12 protein-coding genes are annotated in these 18,056 nt (G+C 37.1%); 6 read left to right on the top strand and 6 right to left on the bottom strand.

Annotated elements, in window-relative coordinates:
* Positions 1-458: 458 nt before the first annotated feature.
* Positions 459-968: a DUF29 family protein gene (locus K2F26_RS15385; protein ID WP_220608521.1), complete on the bottom strand. Its 510-nt coding sequence runs from the start codon at positions 966-968 to the stop codon at positions 459-461.
* A gap of 460 nt (positions 969-1,428) precedes the next feature.
* Positions 1,429-2,916 carry an ATP-dependent nuclease gene (locus tag K2F26_RS15380; RefSeq protein WP_220608520.1) on the bottom strand — a complete coding sequence of 496 codons (1,488 nt, stop codon included), beginning with the start codon at positions 2,914-2,916 and terminating at the stop codon, positions 1,429-1,431.
* Between the two features lie 285 nt (positions 2,917-3,201).
* Between K2F26_RS15380 and K2F26_RS15375 the strand changes: the two genes are divergently transcribed.
* The 4 genes from K2F26_RS15375 (at position 3,202) to K2F26_RS15360 (ending at position 8,748) form a co-directional block, all read left to right on the top strand.
* The gene (locus tag K2F26_RS15375) at positions 3,202-4,674 is read left to right on the top strand and encodes a TldD/PmbA family protein (RefSeq protein WP_220608519.1); all 1,473 of its coding nucleotides are present in this window, start codon (positions 3,202-3,204) and stop codon (positions 4,672-4,674) included.
* A gap of 118 nt (positions 4,675-4,792) precedes the next feature.
* Positions 4,793-6,133, top strand: a complete 1,341-nt coding sequence (locus tag K2F26_RS15370) for a TldD/PmbA family protein (RefSeq protein ID WP_220608518.1) — start codon at positions 4,793-4,795, stop codon at positions 6,131-6,133.
* 697 nt (positions 6,134-6,830) lie between these two features.
* Positions 6,831-8,045 (top strand): FAD-dependent oxidoreductase, encoded by a 1,215-nt coding sequence (locus K2F26_RS15365; RefSeq protein ID WP_220608517.1) that lies wholly within the window; start codon positions 6,831-6,833, stop codon positions 8,043-8,045.
* 190 nt (positions 8,046-8,235) lie between these two features.
* Positions 8,236-8,748 carry a single-stranded DNA-binding protein gene (locus K2F26_RS15360; RefSeq protein ID WP_220608516.1) on the top strand — a complete coding sequence of 171 codons (513 nt, stop codon included), beginning with the start codon at positions 8,236-8,238 and terminating at the stop codon, positions 8,746-8,748.
* A 144-nt stretch (positions 8,749-8,892) separates the two neighbouring features.
* Here the strand turns inward: K2F26_RS15360 and K2F26_RS15355 are convergent, their stop codons facing one another.
* From K2F26_RS15355 to K2F26_RS15340, 4 genes are all read right to left on the bottom strand, one after another.
* A complete protein-coding gene (locus K2F26_RS15355; RefSeq protein WP_194060114.1) occupies positions 8,893-9,771 on the bottom strand; it encodes an NAD(P)-dependent oxidoreductase in 879 nt (292 codons plus the stop codon).
* A 423-nt stretch (positions 9,772-10,194) separates the two neighbouring features.
* The gene (locus K2F26_RS15350) at positions 10,195-11,448 is read right to left on the bottom strand and encodes a class I SAM-dependent methyltransferase (RefSeq protein ID WP_220608515.1); all 1,254 of its coding nucleotides are present in this window, start codon (positions 11,446-11,448) and stop codon (positions 10,195-10,197) included.
* A 24-nt stretch (positions 11,449-11,472) separates the two neighbouring features.
* Positions 11,473-12,027, bottom strand: a complete 555-nt coding sequence (locus K2F26_RS15345; protein WP_437441033.1) for a GAF domain-containing protein — start codon at positions 12,025-12,027, stop codon at positions 11,473-11,475.
* Positions 12,028-12,370: 343 nt separating this feature from the next.
* Complete coding sequence (locus tag K2F26_RS15340) at positions 12,371-13,555, bottom strand: NAD(P)H-quinone oxidoreductase subunit H (protein WP_220608514.1); 1,185 nt, start codon at positions 13,553-13,555, stop codon at positions 12,371-12,373.
* Positions 13,556-13,883: 328 nt separating this feature from the next.
* On the opposite strand from K2F26_RS15340, the gene K2F26_RS15335 reads away from it, so the two are divergent.
* Positions 13,884-17,192: a type ISP restriction/modification enzyme gene (locus K2F26_RS15335; RefSeq protein WP_246605378.1), complete on the top strand. Its 3,309-nt coding sequence runs from the start codon at positions 13,884-13,886 to the stop codon at positions 17,190-17,192.
* A 21-nt stretch (positions 17,193-17,213) separates the two neighbouring features.
* Entirely contained in the window at positions 17,214-18,008 is a 795-nt protein-coding gene (locus tag K2F26_RS15330) for an Rpn family recombination-promoting nuclease/putative transposase (RefSeq protein ID WP_220608513.1), read from the top strand.
* Positions 18,009-18,056 lie beyond the last annotated feature (48 nt).

The following is an 18,056-nucleotide window of genomic DNA, read 5'->3' as shown; positions in this document are numbered from 1 at the left end:
TACACTTATGTTATAAGTGGAAATCTGTGGGCGCATATATAGTAAATTTTTCAACCTTCAACATCGTAAAATTTCACCCACATTCAAAAATCTCCAAAAACAATACATAAAATCTCATCCTGTAAATCCTTAAATCCTGTACTTCGACTTCGCTCAGTAACCAGACATCCTGATTCAGACAAAATCCCATTTTTTTTATTCCTTCAAGACTTGACAAGGCAGAAAATTTGCCGTACACTTATGTTATGAGTAGAAATCTGTGAGCGCATATATAGTAAATTTTTCAACCTTCAACATCGTAAAATTTCACCCACATTCAAAAATCTCCAAAAACAATACATAAAATCTCATCATGTACATCCTTAAATCCTGTACTTCGACTTCGCTCAGTAACCAGACATCCTGATTCAGACAAAATCCCATTTTTTTATTTCTTATCATATAATCATTAATCAATTTTACTGCCAATCATCTCCACCAACCAACTGAGCGATATAATCATCCATAATTGCTGGTAACTCCTTAGCAGAATAAACATAAGTTAAAGACAACAATTTATTTGCAATAGCTAAAATCTCATCTTTATCTATAATTCCAGCAAGTTGCGAACGACTATATTTACCGTTCATTACCTCAAAACTAGCGTCAACTATCGCATCCTCAATTACTTCTTCCTCAATTAAATTAGTCCATTCATCTTCATTCACATAATAGGATTTTTTATGATCCTTCAAATTGATCTTTTTAATTTCTCTAATAGCATTACGAATAGAAGCAACCCAAGATGCAGTTAATCTCTGTTCAACTTGGTTTTTAATCAAATGAATCAATAAAATTTTTACATAAGATTGGATATTTCGCAGAATAGCTTGTTTACTCATTCCTTCCAATTCATCTACAATTTCCAAAGCTTCTGCGTAACGTCCTTGTAAAATACTATTTCTGAGGTCTATTAATTCCTGAGTCATCGGTTCTAACCTCAAACCATCAAAAAACCAAAATCCTAATTTATCCTTTAATCTTAACAAATTCTCATGGAACTATCGAAAATCCCAGGATGCAAATTCTTAAATCCTGCAAATCTTAACTTAAACAATTCAAAACCTGTTATCTAAAACCTGTTATATATGGCGCGGACAGATTTCTAGATATAAGAAAAATATAGCAAAAACCAGAACAACTGTCAACCCCCTAGCTGAAATTACCAAAACTCGTTAAATTATTGACATCATTCTCAATAATATTGAGAAAATACCACCCCTTATTGATAAAAATCTTTTTTTCCAAAATCCCATACAAATTACTTATACCTCTCTGCGACTCTGTGTGAGCTAAAAAAAATCACAACTCCACAATTATTATTGCAGATGCAACTTTAGAATTGCCAAACTCTGCAAATTACAAGTTTATTAGTTTCAAATAAAATGCTTAACCTAAATGTAACTCCTGTATTTTTGACTCTAGCCAAAGACGGACTGGTTTAGAAAAGTCTGACCATTGAGGGGATTGAGCAAAAACTTGAATGATGCGATTTAGTCCTATTTCTTTAGAACATCCTAGTTGTTCAATCAGAAGATTAACTAAATTATGCTGGTCACCAGCATTCACAATATCAGAAGCGATCTTCCTAATCTCTTCTTTTTCAGGATCAGTTTGTTCGGCTAAATCATGAATACATTTGAAAATAAATTGTTCTGGACGAATATCTTGAGGTAGGTTGAATTGTTTCAAGGAAATTAAAACTTGTTGTCTTAGTATATCTAAGTCTGGACCATGCCCAGTTACAACTCGTTCAATTTTATCTTTTTTATCTTCTTGAGTAACGTATTCATCACCATCCAAAACGAATAATGCATTGCTGAGTGATTGACTAGATAATGCTAGTCCTCCAGAAACTGTAAATGCATTTATCGCTGCACCATATTTATGGATAAACAAGTCTTTAGAAATGCCAAGTGATCTAGCAATATGGCTTACTATTGCTTGAGCAAGATCATCTTCAACATATACTTCTATAGATTTAATTTGCTTCCCAGTCATACGACGAGTAATATCTGGTGTTGTATTTGGGATGCAAACTGTGCCTTTATCTGTTTGATGAATATGCCTAAGCTGTACCTTATCTTTTAAATGAAATAATTCCGTATTATGAGAAGTGAATATTATTTGATGGTGCTTTTTAGTTGCCCGTTCGTACAAAACCTCTATGAGTCTTGCAAGAGCTTGAGGATGCATTAATAAATCTATTTCATCTATTAAAATTAAACTGTGATTTCCTGGTGTTCTAAAAACGGCATCTAAGATAGTAAATACTCTTTGTTCTCCTGCTCCCATAGTCAAAGCTGAATATTGAATTTTTCCTGTTTTAACGCCTAAAATTGTTTTATTATTATATGAGTGTACATACAATCCATCATAATTTTTATTGAGAATATAACCAGCTTTTTGGCGAATTAATTCATCTAGCTTATCAGATTGTGTTTTAGTAGTATATGAAATTTCTCTACCTTTATTCTCTGCTTCTATCACAGGAACACAACTTTTTATTTCAACAAATTTTACAAATCTTGCTGGTCTTCTTGCATAGATAACCCATCTATCATTTTTTTGATAGACTTTCTCTACTCGTGGGTAAGTGTTACTACCATCACCATAGCTATGGATTATAGATAGCTTTGATCCTGACCAGTCAAAATGATTATGTGGGGGAAAAAATCGAGAAAATTTATAATTTTCATCTGTATCGCTCGTAGGTTTATACACACAGGCTAGAGCATATAATATTGTTGATTTTCCACAACCATTCACCCCCATTAGAGATATTAGAGGTGAACCTTCAAGATCAATAGATACATTAGATACATTTTTAAGCTTCTCAATCTTAATTTCATGAATAATTTGACTATGAACTACCACTGTAATCTCCTTTGAATTTATTTATTATTCCCAAATTATAAAAATAAAGAATGAAATAAATTAGGCATTAAATATTATATATACTTGTGGTAAAAATATATCCTATTGTCAAAAAGTAGTCTTTAAAAGATAATCATCCAATCTTGATAACTTTCCTGACTCACACCCAGAAGAGAAAGGTGAGGAAAACTCTACTGCCTAACTGCCCACAGTGACTTAAATAGATTTGTTAGACTGAACACACCAGGATATTTTCAGTCAAAACGCCAGCAGACGAGGCCATTCATGCTTACAAATACCCTACTTCTTTCCAATCAACTCCCCAGCTTGCAATATTCATCAACAACAGAACGCTTCGACGACACCTGGGAAGCGCCCCTGGCCACCCTTTTGGGACTAGGACGCGCTGCTGGTGCTGATTTTGTAGAATTTTTCTTAGAACGTCGTAATTACATTAGTTGTTTAGCAGAAGACGATACCATCACCAGCATCTCACCCAGTTTAGCCACTGGTGCAGGAGTGAGAGTATTTCGCGGTAAAGCCGACTGTTACGTTAGCACCAATAACCTGACATTTGCCGGCTTAAAAGCAGCCTTAGAAAAAGGTCTTTCCATCCTGGCATTACAACTACCAGGACCTACAGCTTTCATCCCCGAAATCAACCTAGAATTATTGAGAGACTACGCTACCAAACGGGGTAAAGATGGCTGGCTACCCTTATGCAGTTCCATCCGTGAAATGGGAGAAATTCTCCTTGATGGTACTACCCAACTCAACAAAAAAGCTACCCACGTTCAATCTCGCCGCGCTACCTACTTCCGTGACTGGCAAGAAGTATTAGTTGCTGGCAGTGATGGCACATTTGCCCGTGATATTCGCCTCACCCAGTCCGTCGGCTTTAATATTCTCTGCGCTGATGGTGCGAACCGTGCTTCCATCGGTGAACGTGCCGGAAACACCAGTGATCCCAACTTCCTGAAAACCTGGGATTATCAACAAGCTGCTGAACAAATTGCCGAATCAGCGGGTAAAATGCTATATGCAGATTATGTAGAATCAGGAAACTACCCCATTATCATGGCCAACCACTTTGGGGGAGTAATATTCCATGAAGCTTGCGGACACCTATTAGAAACCACCCAAATTGAACGCAAAACCACACCATTTGCTGATAAAAAAGGCGAAAAAATCGCCCATGAAAGTTTAACAGCTTGGGATGAAGGACGCGCTGACAATGCCTTCGGCACAATAGATATGGATGACGAAGGAATGCCCGCCCAAAGAACATTATTAATTGAAAAAGGTGTTCTCAAAAACTTCCTAGCTGACAGAACCGGTTCAGCGAGAACTGGACACCCCAGAACAGGCAGTGGTCGCCGTCAAAATTACACATTTGCTGCTGCAAGTCGCATGAGAAACACATATATTGATACCGGCGAATACAGCAACGAAGATTTATTTGCTTCCATTGATAAAGGTATTTACTGTAAAAAAATGGGAGGCGGAAGTGTAGGCGCAACCGGTCAATTTAACTTTAGCGTTGACGAAGCCTACTTAATAGAAAACGGCAAAATTACCAAACCATTAAAAGGTGCTACCCTCATCGGTGAAGCAAAAGAAATCATGAACAAAATTTCCATGTGTTCCAAAGATTTAGAACTAGCACCTGGTTTTTGTGGTTCTGTTAGTGGCAGCATTTACACCACAGTTGGACAACCTCACATTAAAGTTGATTCCATTACTGTTGGTGGACGATAAAAACAACAAATACAACACATCAAAATCATTGAGATGAAAACAGATAAACCATATCATCTGCGTTTATCTGCGTTCATCTGCGTTCAAAAATATAAAATCTAAAATCCAAAATCCCATCATGTCTAACATTCAAGAAATCGCTAAATACGCCCAAGAAAACGCCAAAAAATTAGGCATTAAAAAATTTGACATTTACGGTTCAACAGTAGACGATACCAGCGTGCAAGTTGACCAGGGAGAACCCAAACAAGTGAAAGCTTCCAACCGTTCTGGTGTCACAGTTCGGGTTTGGAACGAAGAAAATACAATGGGTGTCACCAGTACCACAGATGTCGACCCCAAAGGATTAGAATTAGCTTTACAAACTGCTTACGAAGCCAGTTTTTTTGGAGTTAAAGAAAACGTTCCTGATTTTAGTCCAGAAGCAACAATTCCGATTGAATATACTCCCAAAGAAAAAGCATCTCAAGCACCTGTTTCTGAACTCATTGAAAAACTATTAGTAGCAGAAAAAGAACTTTTAGCTGCTCATCCTGCCATTAAAGGAGTGCCTTATAATGGTTTAGCACAAAGAGATATTGACCGTTTTTATCTCAATAGTGATGGTGCTTTAAGAAAGGAATCTCATTCTTTTGCGTCAGTTTATCTGTATAGTAAAACAGAAGAAGAAGGGAAAAAACCTCGCAGTGCAGGAGCATATCGAGTTAAAGAAAATTTAGCTGATTTAGATATTGCTGGTTGTATCAAAGAAACCGCAGATAAAACTATCAGTCATTTGCATTATGAAAAAATCAAAACTGGTAAATACCCAGTTGTTTTTTCTGCTGAAGCTTTCTTGAGTTTATTGGGTGCATTTTCTAATTTATTTAATGCCCAAAATATTCTAGATAATCAAAGTTTATCCAAAGCTGAAGATATCGGTAAAGAAATTGCTTCACCTTTACTTTCAGTTTATGATGATGCCTTACATCCTGCTAATGTGGGTGCGGAAAGTTTTGATGGTGAAGGTACACCAACCCGTCAAGTAAAGTTAATAGAAAAAGGTGTTTTAACCAGCTTTTTACATAGTGCGGGAACTGCAAAACGGTTAAATGCTCAACCTACAGGTAATGCTAGTATTGGTGCAAAGGTGAGTGTTGGTCCCAATTTTTATCATGTTTTTGCCGCAGGTATACCAGAAAAAGAATTAAGTTTAGAAACAGCGGAAAATGTGATTTTAATTGATGATTTACAAGCTCTTCATGCTGGTGTTAAGGCTTTACAAGGTTCGTTTTCTTTGCCTTTTGATGGTTGGTTAGTGAATAAAGGTGAGAAAATTAGTATTGAGTCAGCAACGGTAGCTGGTGATTTTCTGGAGTTGCTGAAATCTATTGTTTATGTGGAGAAGGAAGCGGAATTAACACCAGGGGGAGTTTGTCCTAGAGTTTGGGTAAGTGAACTTTCTATTACTGGGGAATAATATCTAGCAGGAGTCAGGAGTCAGGAATTATTTATTTTGGATTTTGGATTTTGGATTTTGGATTTTGGATTGTTTTTGTTATCCCCAATCTAAAATCTAAAATCTAAAATCTAAAATTTTGGGTCTTCATTACATATTATGCTAGATTGCGTTCACAAAAACCATAAAACCCTTATGCTATAATAAATACGGGCATTATTTATTAACATTTTAGGTATTTTTCATTGGATATGGCTTTTTGCCTTGATTTTTAAACACATTTTTGATGTTTAATTAATAGTTTGGCATACTAGGTACTGAAGAACCAATTTAAATCTGTCTAGGATATGTTGATCATTCTGCCAATCATTTTTACAAGCACAGTATATTAATTTTTTAATTCGAGTAGAATTTTCATGTTTCTCTAAATTTTTGGCAACTTCATCAAGGGTAAAGTTAGTTATCATTAGTCAAGCTCCTGCACAGGTATCAGATAGCCATAAATTATAGCTGAGTTTTTGCACTATTGGGTAAAAAATTTGTCTATTTTTTCCGTTTTTCCCGTGAAATTACAGAAGTAAAATTTTGTGACAAAATATGACAAACCTCCTAACAGATAGGTGAAAGCTATTCGCATAGCATGGCAAAAGTAGGTAGGTAGTAATTAAGTTGCAGTTACTAACCTGGAAATTCTCCTGCTTTGTTTTTAGGAGGTTTTATGAACAATGAACAGGAAATTATAGATATCCAAAATACGGATTGTTGTATTGTTGGTGGTGGACCGGCTGGGGTTGTATTGTCTCTACTATTAGCCCGTCAGGGTATTGCAGTAGTGTTGTTGGAAGCACATCAGGATTTTGATCGAGATTTTCGGGGTGATACTATTCACCCATCGGTAATGCAGATCATGGAAGAGTTAAATTTGAGCGATCGCATTTTACAATTACCCCATACAAAAATGTCCCGTCTTAATGTACATACTGCGGACGCTACGGTTACTTTAGCCGATTTTAGTCATTTAAACACTCGCTATCCTTATATAGTCATGCTACCCCAGGTGCGATTTTTGAACTTTATCACCCAAGAAGCCGAACAGTACCCGAATTTTACCTTAATCCTGGGTGCAAATGTCCAAGAATTAATTACGGAAAATGGGGTAGTTCAAGGTGTACGTTATCGTGGTCAAGGTGGTTGGCATGAGGTCCGAGCTACACTAACAGTAGGTGCGGATGGTCGTTATTCCAAATTAAGACAATTAGGCGGTTTTGAGTCCGTAGAAACTTCCCCACCTATGGATGTGCTTTGGTTTCGTCTTCCCCGTCAACCAGAAGAATTTGCCGGCGGTATGGGTCGTTTCGGTGCTGGTAAAATTGTGGTGATGCTAGATCGGGGTGAGGAATGGCAGCTTGGTTATGTCATCCCCAAAGGTGGGTATCAAAAATTGCGTGCTGCTGGGTTAGCAACTTTCAAAAATTCTATCATTGAAGTAGTTCCAGAGTTAAATAATCGCATAGAAATTTTACAAGATTGGTCACAAATAGCTTTTCTCTCTGTTGAGTCTAGTCTGGTTAAACGCTGGTATCGTTTGGGTTTATTACTGATCGGTGATGCAGCCCATATCATGTCGCCTGTGGGTGGCGTGGGTATTAATTATGCAATTCAGGATGCTGTCGTCACAGCGAATATACTGAGTAAACCTCTGAAAAATCATCATGTTGAAATTAGCGATTTAGCAAAAGTGCAGCAGCATCGAGAATTACCTACAAGGATAATTCAAGCATTTCAGACATTGATCCAAAAGCGGATATTTGCCCCGATTCTCACTGAAAACCAAACTTTTCAACCGCCTTTTTTATTACGTCTACCAATTTTACGGGATCTTCCTGCCCGTTTAATTGCTTTGGGTGTTTTTCCCGTTCATGTTCAGATTTAACAATTTAATGGTATACTTGTACTATTGCAGAATTAAATGCTCGTTCCGGTCAGGTGGAGTGCGTGGACAACTATGAATGTTGTTTAGCGTTCTCCCTTGACTTTTGTTATGTGCTGTTTGACTGTTAAGCTAAATTGGGATAATTAATTTCCTAAAAATTGTCAAGAGTGATTTATTAGGGGGAAATACTATGAACAGTTGTATTTTAATGGCGGAAATTTATGATGCTCCCCAACTGCGACACACACCAGACGGGTTGGAAATAACAGAAATGATCGTTCATGTAGCGGGGTTGCGCCCAGATGATCCAACACATCCTTTGAAAGTGGTAAGTTGGGGTAACTTAGCAAAAGAAATCCATCAAAATTATCATCCAGGCGATCGCGTAATTCTCGAAGGACGCTTAGGGATGAATACTTTTGAGCGTCCCGAAGGATTTAAAGAAAAACGTGCTGAGTTGACAATACAACGAATCCATGCTGTGAGCAAAGGTGTACCAACGAATCAACCAGCACCACAACGTCCCCTAGAGATTGTCAATCATCAACCAAGCAGATCGGCACAAACCCCAACTACAACATTTACAAATCCCGCACCCCAACCAACCACCCCTGAACCAGTCTATCAACCTGTAAGTTCTGCACCTCCATCCTATCAACCCACGACAGAAGCAGAACCCGATCCAGACGACATTCCATTTTAAGGGAACAGGGAACAGAAGGCAAAAGATAAAAGGCAAAAGGCAAGAGGCAAGAGGCAAGAGGCAAAAGTTAATATTCTCCCCCTGCCTCCCCTGCTTTCTTCACTGTCACCTGTCACCTGTCACCTGTCACCTGTCCCCAGTCCCCTACTCTCCGCTGGCCTCACCCCATTCTCGGATAGCTGGGAAAACAGAAGAATAGTCATCTTCTGGATAGGACATTTTCATTGCTGACTGTAAGATGTGTTTTACACCCTCAATACTGCTGAGATTCAAACCAAGGGATTTAGCTTCAGAGATAAATAAATCTATTTCTTTGATCAACTGTTTAGTCGGTAAGTTGGCTTTGGTATAATTGCCATCTAACATCCGTTTCAGGTTTTGATCAAAGGTAGGAGCATAAAGTTTACTGTCCCGCAGGACGCGCATAAATAAGTCTACATCAATGCCTTGCAACTGGACAAAAGCCAGACTCAGGGCAAAGCTAGTAGTGAGGGAAGCAATGAGTTGATTGAGTGCTAAAGTCAGGGATGCTGCTGATCCTACAGGACCTATGTATACAGGATCGGGTCCAAAATTTGACAATAATTTGACATGGCGTTGATATTGTTCTTCTTCTCCACCCACCATGACAATTAATTTGCCAGTTTCCGCTTCTGGGATACTACCGAGTACAGGGGCTTCTATATATTCACCACCAGCCGCAACTACCGCATTTCTGATTTCTTGGCTTTCTTGGGGAGTCGTTGTCCCCATTTGAATGATGCTGCGTCCTGATAAAGTATGCCAAGAAGTATCTGTGAGCAAGACATGATAAATAGCTGCGGCGTTAGATAGCATAAGAATTATACAGTCAGCAGAACGAATTGCTTCACGGGGTTTTGTGGCAATTGCTGCCCCTGCTGCTTGTAATGGTGCTAATTTTTCTGGGGTGCGGTTGTAGGCAATTAGCTCTATATTGGCAGCTAATAACCTTTGAGCCATCGGTAGTCCCATCAATCCAGTTCCCAGAAATGCCACCTTCATGTTTCACGTTCCTTTGGTAAATCGTAGGTAAATAAGGGAATTGGTGATTGGTAATTGGTGATTGGTAATTGGTAATTGGTAATTGGTAATTGGGTTATTTATCTTCCCAGTCCCCAGTCACCAGTCCCCAGTCCCCAGTCACCAATCCCCAGAAATTAGCCTCCGGCGGCGAAAGTTGCCATAATTACAACTGACAGTAAAATGCCGGGGCTAAGTAGGGTAACAAGCACAATCAAATCATGAGTATTCATAGTTGCTTCTTTGCTAAGGTTTTTAACTTGAAGTAATCACTGTTATCCTAGTCCAAGAAAGACGGATATCAGAAGTCAGGAGTCAGGAGTCAGGAGTCAGGAGTAAGGAGTCAAGAAGTAATATCTTATTCTCCCCAGTACCCAGTAACCAGTCACCAGTCCCCAGTCACCTCTACTCTGGTATAGTTAATCCTTGGAGCGATCGCTGGCTTTGTGCTTCTGTCAATCCTTTGCTTTGCACGAGAACCCCAAAATTACCCAGTCCTTCAGGGGAAATTAGTTGGTGTAGTGCTTCCCGGCGTTTGAGTAGTTGTGATATGGATTGTTGTTGATAGGAAAGGGCGGCTATTCTTTCTCCTAAACCCAAGGCCATCAAAAATAAACCTTGTTGTATCCAACCTAGTTTGTTTAAACCGCACCTTTTTCCCCAGATTTCTAAAGCTGTAAAGTCAACATGGGCGGTGATATCTTGTTTTCCGATGTTGATGTATGGGTTATTATGATGTCGATGTTGGTAGTAGCACTGTAGAGTACCTTGCGATCGCCTGGGATGATAATAACGACTAGCAGGGTAGCCATAATCAATTGTTAGCACATACCCCCGCTGCAAGCAGTCAGCCACTATACTCAACCAGTCCAAAGCGGCTAAATTAATTTCACTACGATAACCTTCTTCATAAGCATTTTGGCTGATATCAATTCCCACTAACTCTAAATATTCGCCTAACTGCGGTGTGGATGCTTCCCCAACCACTTCGATAAATTCAATATTTGACCTCTCCCCTAACTCTTCTCCTACAAGGTGAGGGGAATGATCATTCTCCCCATTCCCTTGTAGGGAAGGGGGTTGGGGGGTTAGGTCTTGGGAAGTGGTGACATAAATTTCCTGTAATTTCCCATCCTGTAAAATAAACTGATGCACTGGAAAAGCATCAACTAATTCATTAGAAAAAAAGCAACCTATGATTGAGTTAGGTTTGATTTCTTCTAAGTTTAACCAGCGCACAGAAAATTCCTGTAATTTTTGCTGTTGTTCCTGTCTTAAACTGGGTGATTTCTCAATAATAATATATTCTATGACATCAAAAAAGTCTGAATAATTAATTTTTAGATAATTGAGAATTTGGGAAGCTAAAACACCTATTCCTGCTCCCATTTCTACCAAATAAAAAGGTTTGGGTCTATCTAAATTTTCCCACATTTGGTACAATTGAATAGCCAGTAATTCACCAAAATCATCACATAAACTTGATGAGGTAAAAAAATCACCACCTTGAAAACCTATGTTGACTGCATTACTGGAATAATAGCCATATTCTGGGTGATATAAAACCAGATCCATATATTCAGCGAAGGTGATGCGTTTTTGGGGACTAGCAGTAATAGAACTGGCTATAGTTTGATACAGTGCGGGGTTGAAATCCATAAAAGATCGAAAATTTAACTTTCTTTAACTCTCTAAAATCTTAGAGTTTGTTGCTAAAGTTTGCGCCCCTTTTTGCATCATTTCTATATCTGCTTTTGACCATACACGAGGATTATGGCATTGATGAGCTACTAGCAGACCCCATAAACCTCTGGAAATGACAATTGGTACAACTAAGTTAGCACGCACTTGGATACTACGTAGAAAATCTTGATGACAAGGATGGATGGGTTCTAATTCAATATCAGCGATCGCTCTGATTCTTCCATCTAAATACAAAGTCGCATATTCATCATTAAAGCAATTATCTGCTCCCTTTGAACCTAAAATTGATAATTTTTTTGAACTTAAAGATTCAAAAGTTACTTGACCGTGCCATTGCTCGTAGAAATAATAAATAACTACGCGGTCAACCTGTAATGTTTCTCTAATTTGATTTACGGTTTTGCGGATTAAATTATCTCGATTGATCTTTTTTGTCAGACGTTCGAGCAGGATTTGTAATCCCTTTTCAATATGTTGTTGGTTCTGATGTTGATTCTGAATACTTTCGCATCGAGCTTGAGAATGTGTATGCACAGGTTTCAGGTAAAAACTACATAAAAATTGTGTTGATTTATATAGTAGCTTATCAACCAGTTGAGAGAAAATAATTAATTTACAAATTCAAGAATTTTTATAATTATACATTCTTCTACTTGGATATTTTTTGCAAAACATTAAAATTAAAAAATATTTTTGTTGAAAAATGAAAATTTATTAAGAAACAAAACTTTTTTTATTATTTGAAATCTTTAGTTATTATTTTTTATAAAAATTTAAATTTCTTAATATTTAGAGACAAAAAAATATAGAGATGCAATAAACCACATCTCTATATATTAAAATAAATATCAAACTATCTATGACGTAATGGGTAAGCTTATCTATCAACAGAACCCATGATCACGTCAATACTACCGAGAATTACCACAACATCTGCTACCTTTACACCACGTAACAAAGAGGGGAGAATTTGCAGGTTATTGAAGTCTGCGGGGCGAATTTTCCACCGCCAAGGGAAGACATTATTATCACCTACCAAATAAATTCCCAGTTCACCCTTACCGCTTTCTACACGGGAGTAAATTTCACCAGTAGGAATTTTGAAAGTGGGAGCAACTTTTTTAGCAACATACTGATAATCAAACGCATCCCATTCTGATTTGGGTCCAGCCATCATCCGTTTAGCTTCCAGGTTTTCATAGGGACCACCGGGTAAACCTTTGATAGCTTGTCTGATGATTTTCACAGATTCCCGCATTTCCCGCATCCGCACCATGTAACGAGCGAGACAATCACCTGCGGTTTCCCACTGTACATCCCAGTCGAAATCGTCGTAACATTCGTAATGGTCAACTTTCCGCAAGTCCCATTTCACCCCAGAACCGCGTAACATTGGACCAGAAAGACCCCAGTTAATCGCTTCTTCACGGGTAATAGTCCCAATACCTTCGATACGACGGCGGAAAATAGGGTTATTGGTAACTAAGCGTTCATACTCATCTACCTTGGGTAAAAAGTAATCACAGAAATCTTCACACTTATCTACCCAACCATAGGGTAAGTCAACAGCTACACCACCGACACGGAAATAGTTATTATTTACCATGCGATAACCTGTAGCAGCTTCCCACAGATCATAAATCATTTCCCGTTCCCGGAACTGGTAGAAGAAGGGAGTTTGAGCGCCTACGTCCGCGAGGAAGGGACCAAACCATAATAAGTGGTTAGCGATGCGGTTTAGTTCCAGCATAATTACACGGATGTAACTAGCGCGTTTGGGAACTGTAATACCTGCTAATTTTTCTGGTGCATTGACTGTCACCGCTTCGTTAAACATCCCCGCAGCGTAGTCCCAACGGCTAACATAGGGAACATACATAACGGTGGAACGGTTTTCGGCGATTTTTTCCATCCCCCGGTGTAGATAACCAATGACTGGTTCGCAGTCAACGACATCTTCACCGTCTAAGGTCATAATTAATCTCAGAACCCCGTGCATTGAAGGGTGGTGAGGACCCATGTTTAGCACCATTGGTTCAGTGCGGGTTTCTATTCTACTCATAGATTTGGTGTTCTCCCGTTGTCAACAGTTTGTATTGAACCGCCAAGATGCTAACCAGATACGATTTACCGCATCTGCTAATTTTCAGCTTGTCAGGATAGCAGGTTTGGAGTTGTACTTGATGTTTTATTTTGTCTAGCTTCTTCAATTATTATAGGGATCTGGCGATTCAAGAAATTGTGAGTCTGGTTTTTTTATTTTCTCTTTGGTTGTGGGGTGGGGGGAATTTTTGACGGGTGGTGTTGTTTGCATCTAAGTTTTGTTAAGGTTTGGGTAGTTTTGCTGGTTTTTAGATATATTTATTTTATGGTTGGGCTAATTAATTTTTATGGCTCACGCAAAGACGCAAAGGCGCAAAGTAAGAGAAGCAAGAGTTTTTATTATGAATTATTTACAGGTTTATATTCAAGAAGTTAGTCAAGTTTATCAAAGTCAAAATGCTACTGAGCATAGTTATCGTCCTGCTTTGAAGAAGTTAATTGAGTCTTTGGATTCGGGGATTCAAGCTATTAATGAACCGAAAAGAATTGCTTGCGGTGCGCCTGATTTTGTGGTAAAAAATGGTGTTTTGGAAGTTGGTCATATTGAGGCTAAGGATATTGGGGTTACGCTCAAGAAGGTGGAAAAAACTTCCCAAATGCTTCGTTATTTTGATGCTTTGGGTAATTTGATTTTAACTGATTATTTGGAGTTTCGTTGGTATGTCCAAGGTGAGTTAAAGTTATCTGCTTGTTTGGGAAGTATTTATAAAAGAAAAACAATTAAAATTGATGATCATGGTATTAATGAAGTTGATCAACTTTTCCGGCAGTTTCTATTAACCAAAGTTCCTCAAATTACAACACCCAAAGATTTAGCTAAACGGATGGCTGTTTTAGCTCAATTAATTAGAGATGCAATTAAAACGGCGTTAAATGATGATGATCAGGGGGGTATGTTACGTCAACAGTTAGAATCTTTTGAACGGGTGTTAATTAAGGGTTTAACTGGTGAACAATTTGCGGATATGTATGCTCAAACTATTTGTTATGGTTTGTTTGCAGCTAGATGTAATACTGATAATGTGCAGACTTTTTCACGGGAAACGGCAGCTTTTAAGTTACCAAAAACTAACCCTTTTTTAAGAAGTATTTTTGGACAAATTGCGGGTCCTGATTTAGATGAGAGAATTACTTGGGCGGTAGATACTTTAGCGAATATTCTGCAACAAACTGATATGGCGGAAATTCTTAAAGATTTTGGTAAACGTACCCGTAGGGAAGATCCTGTTGTCCATTTTTATGAGACTTTTTTGGCGGAATATGATTCAAAAATGCGGGAGTCAAGAGGGGTTTATTATACTCCTGAACCTGTGGTTAATTATATCATTAAAAGTGTGGATTATGTTCTGAAACATAAGTTTAATATTAGTAAGGGTTTAGCTGATTCTAAAAAGATTAAAATTCCTAATTTAAAAGGTGAGGGAGATATTGAAACTCATCAAGTTTTAATTCTCGATCCTGCTGTGGGTACGGGAACTTTTATGTATAGGATTATTGATTATATTTATGAGAATTTTAAGTCTCAAAAGGGGATGTGGTCAAGTTATGTGAGTCAGCATTTATTACCCCGTTTATTTGGTTTTGAATTATTGATTGCTCCTTATACTGTAGCTCATATGAAATTAGGTTTACAGTTGCAAGAGTTGGGTTATGATTTTAGTTCTGATGAACGGTTAAGGATTTATTTAACTAATACTTTACAAGAAGCTTTTCAGTTAGAAGAACAAGTGATTAGTTTTGGTTCTCGCATTAAAGAAGAAGCAGAAGCAGCAAAACAAATTAAACAAGAAAGTCCAGTTATGGTAATTATCGGTAATCCTCCCTATTCTGGACATTCTGTAAATACAGGTGATTGGATTAAAAATCTTTTAAATGGTAAGGATACTATTTATAATAGTGCCACAGATAGTTATTTTGAAGTAGATGGAAAATCTTTAGGTGAGAGAAATCCTAAATGGTTAAATGATGATTATGTGAAATTTATTCGTTTTGGTCAGTGGAGAATTGAACAAACAGGTTATGGGGTTTTAGCTTTTGTTACTAATCATGGTTATTTAGATAATCCCACTTTTCGGGGAATGCGTCAAAGTTTGATGAAAACTTTTGATGAAATTTATGTTTTAGATTTACATGGTAATAGTAAGAAAAAAGAAGTTTGTCCTGATGGTTCACCAGATAAAAATGTTTTTGATATTCAGCAAGGTGTAGCAATTGGAATTTTTATTAAATATCAAACTAAAGAAAAAAATAGTCAAAAAGAATTAGCAAAGGTTTATCATGCTGATTTATGGGGTTCGAGAGAAGTTTATGAAAATAAGCAGTTAGTTGGTGGTAAGTATCATTGGTTAGCTGAAAATTATTTACAATCTACTGCTTGGGAAAAATTAGAACCAAATACACCATTTTATTTATTTAAGCCTCAAAATATTGATGTGAAAATTGAATATGAAAATGCTGTAAAAATCACAGATATAATGTCTGTTAATAGTGTGGGAATTGTAACAGCACGGGATAATTTTACTATTCATTTTACAGAAAAAGAACTTTGGGATACTTTGAAAGATTTTGTTCATGTTGACATTGATGAAGCACGAATCAAATATGATTTAGGGAAGGATGCACGAGACTGGAAAGTAGAATTTGCTCAAAAAGACGTAAGAAATCATCCTTATGCTGAAACAAAAGGTAAAATAGGACCTTTTAAGGAGCTAGTTTCTCAAATTTTATATCGTCCTTTTGATATTAGATATACTTACTATACGGGAAAATCCAGAGGTTTTCATTGTATGCCTCGTAATCAGGTTATGCGTCATTTAATATCTGGAGAAAATAGAGCTTTTATCACATCTCGCATGACTAAAGGAGAACTTTTTCAACATATACAAATAACTCAAAATATTGTTGAAGTAATTTGTATGTCTCCTAAAACATCAAATAATGGTTTTGTTTTTCCTCTTTATATCTATCCTGAAACTCAAGCAGAAAAAGAGATGGGGATGAATCGTAGAGCAAATTTATCCCCAGAGTTTATTACTGAATTTTCCCAAAAATTAGGATTAGAATTTATTGTTGATGGAAAAGGAGATCAAAAACAAACCTTTGGACCAGAGGATATTTTTAATTACATTTACGCTGTTTTCCATTCTCCCGCTTACCGTCAACGCTATGCGGAATTTTTAAAGATTGATTTTCCCCGTCTTCCTCTAACTTCTAATTCTGCGCTTTTTTGGGAATTGGTAGCAAAAGGTGATAAATTAGTACAGTTACATTTAATGAAAATCACAGGAACAGAAATTTCAACTTATCCTATTGCGGGTTCTAATATTGTGGAACAAGTCAAATATAATGAAAATAATCAACAAATTTGGATTAATTCTGAACAGTATTTTGATCAAGTTCCTCCGCAAATCTGGAATTTTTATATAGGTGGTTATCAAGTTTGTCAAAAGTGGTTAAAAGATAGGAAAGGGAGAGAGTTAAATTTTGATGATTTGACGCATTATCAAAATATTATTTCTATCATATCGGAGACAATTAATATTATGGGAAATGTTGATAAAATTATTACTGGATATGGGGGTTTTCCGTTAGAATAAGAGTTAACATAACAACAAAATATGAAAACAGACACGATATTTTACACACTACTGCAAAATCTCCCTAGTGTTTTATTTGAACTACTAGAACAGTCACCAACATTGGCTTTACACTACGAATTTTCCTCTGTGGAAATCAAAGAATTAGCCCGAAGAATAGATGGCTTATTTTTACCCAAACCAGAATACCCACAAGATCCAATTTATTTTGTAGAAGTACAATTCCAAAGTGATGATAATTTATACTGGCGATTAATTACCGAAACATTTCTGTACTTAAACCAATATAAACCTCAAAGAACATGGCAAGCGGTTGTATTATGGGCAAATCGGGATCTTGATCCTGGAATACCTTTAGCATATCAAAGTTTACTCACTGCTGGGCTAATTCATGTTATTTATTTAGATGAAATAGTTGATACATCATCTTCAATAGGTTTAGAAATTATTAAATTAGTAGTTTCTCCTGAAGAGGAAGCTATTCAACAAGCAAAAGGTTTAATCAATTTGGTGAATAAAGCAGATGCGGACAAGAGTAGAAATCTTTTAGAATTAGTAGAAAGAATGTTAGTTTACAAATTCTCATCCTATAGCCGTCAGGAGTTAGAAGCAATGTTTGGATTAACAGAATGGCAAAAAACCCGATTTTATCAAGAAATTGAGGAACACACGAAGTTAAAAGTAGAGTTGGAAACGAAGTTAAAAACCATTCCTAGACTGTTAAATGAGGGACTAACTGTAGAACAAATTGCGCGTATACTTGAGTTAGATATCGAGGCGGTAAAACAAGCAATTACAAAGCAAAATAATAAATAGACATTGGATGAATAAATCAGGGTTTTATACACCCTGATGAGTTTATTC

The organism is Sphaerospermopsis torques-reginae ITEP-024, assembly GCF_019598945.1.
Lineage (GTDB): Bacteria > Cyanobacteriota > Cyanobacteriia > Cyanobacteriales > Nostocaceae > Sphaerospermopsis.
Note: the sequence above shows the minus strand (reverse complement) of the source record. Positions and strands in the feature narration are given on the sequence as shown.

Bases quoted from the DNA above. Each gene is read 5' to 3' on its own strand.
- K2F26_RS15385 (WP_220608521.1), bottom strand. From the start codon at position 968: ATGACTCAGGAATTAATAGACCTCAGAAATAGTATTTTACAAGGACGT.
- K2F26_RS15375 (WP_220608519.1), top strand. From the start codon at position 3,202: ATGCTTACAAATACCCTACTTCTTTCCAATCAACTCCCCAGCTTGCAA.
- K2F26_RS15370 (WP_220608518.1), top strand. From the start codon at position 4,793: ATGTCTAACATTCAAGAAATCGCTAAATACGCCCAAGAAAACGCCAAA.
- K2F26_RS15365 (WP_220608517.1), top strand. From the start codon at position 6,831: ATGAACAATGAACAGGAAATTATAGATATCCAAAATACGGATTGTTGT.
- K2F26_RS15360 (WP_220608516.1), top strand. From the start codon at position 8,236: ATGAACAGTTGTATTTTAATGGCGGAAATTTATGATGCTCCCCAACTG.
- K2F26_RS15355 (WP_194060114.1), bottom strand. From the start codon at position 9,771: ATGAAGGTGGCATTTCTGGGAACTGGATTGATGGGACTACCGATGGCT.
- K2F26_RS15350 (WP_220608515.1), bottom strand. From the start codon at position 11,448: ATGGATTTCAACCCCGCACTGTATCAAACTATAGCCAGTTCTATTACT.
- K2F26_RS15340 (WP_220608514.1), bottom strand. From the start codon at position 13,555: ATGAGTAGAATAGAAACCCGCACTGAACCAATGGTGCTAAACATGGGT.
- K2F26_RS15335 (WP_246605378.1), top strand. From the start codon at position 13,884: ATGGCTCACGCAAAGACGCAAAGGCGCAAAGTAAGAGAAGCAAGAGTT.
- K2F26_RS15330 (WP_220608513.1), top strand. From the start codon at position 17,214: ATGAAAACAGACACGATATTTTACACACTACTGCAAAATCTCCCTAGT.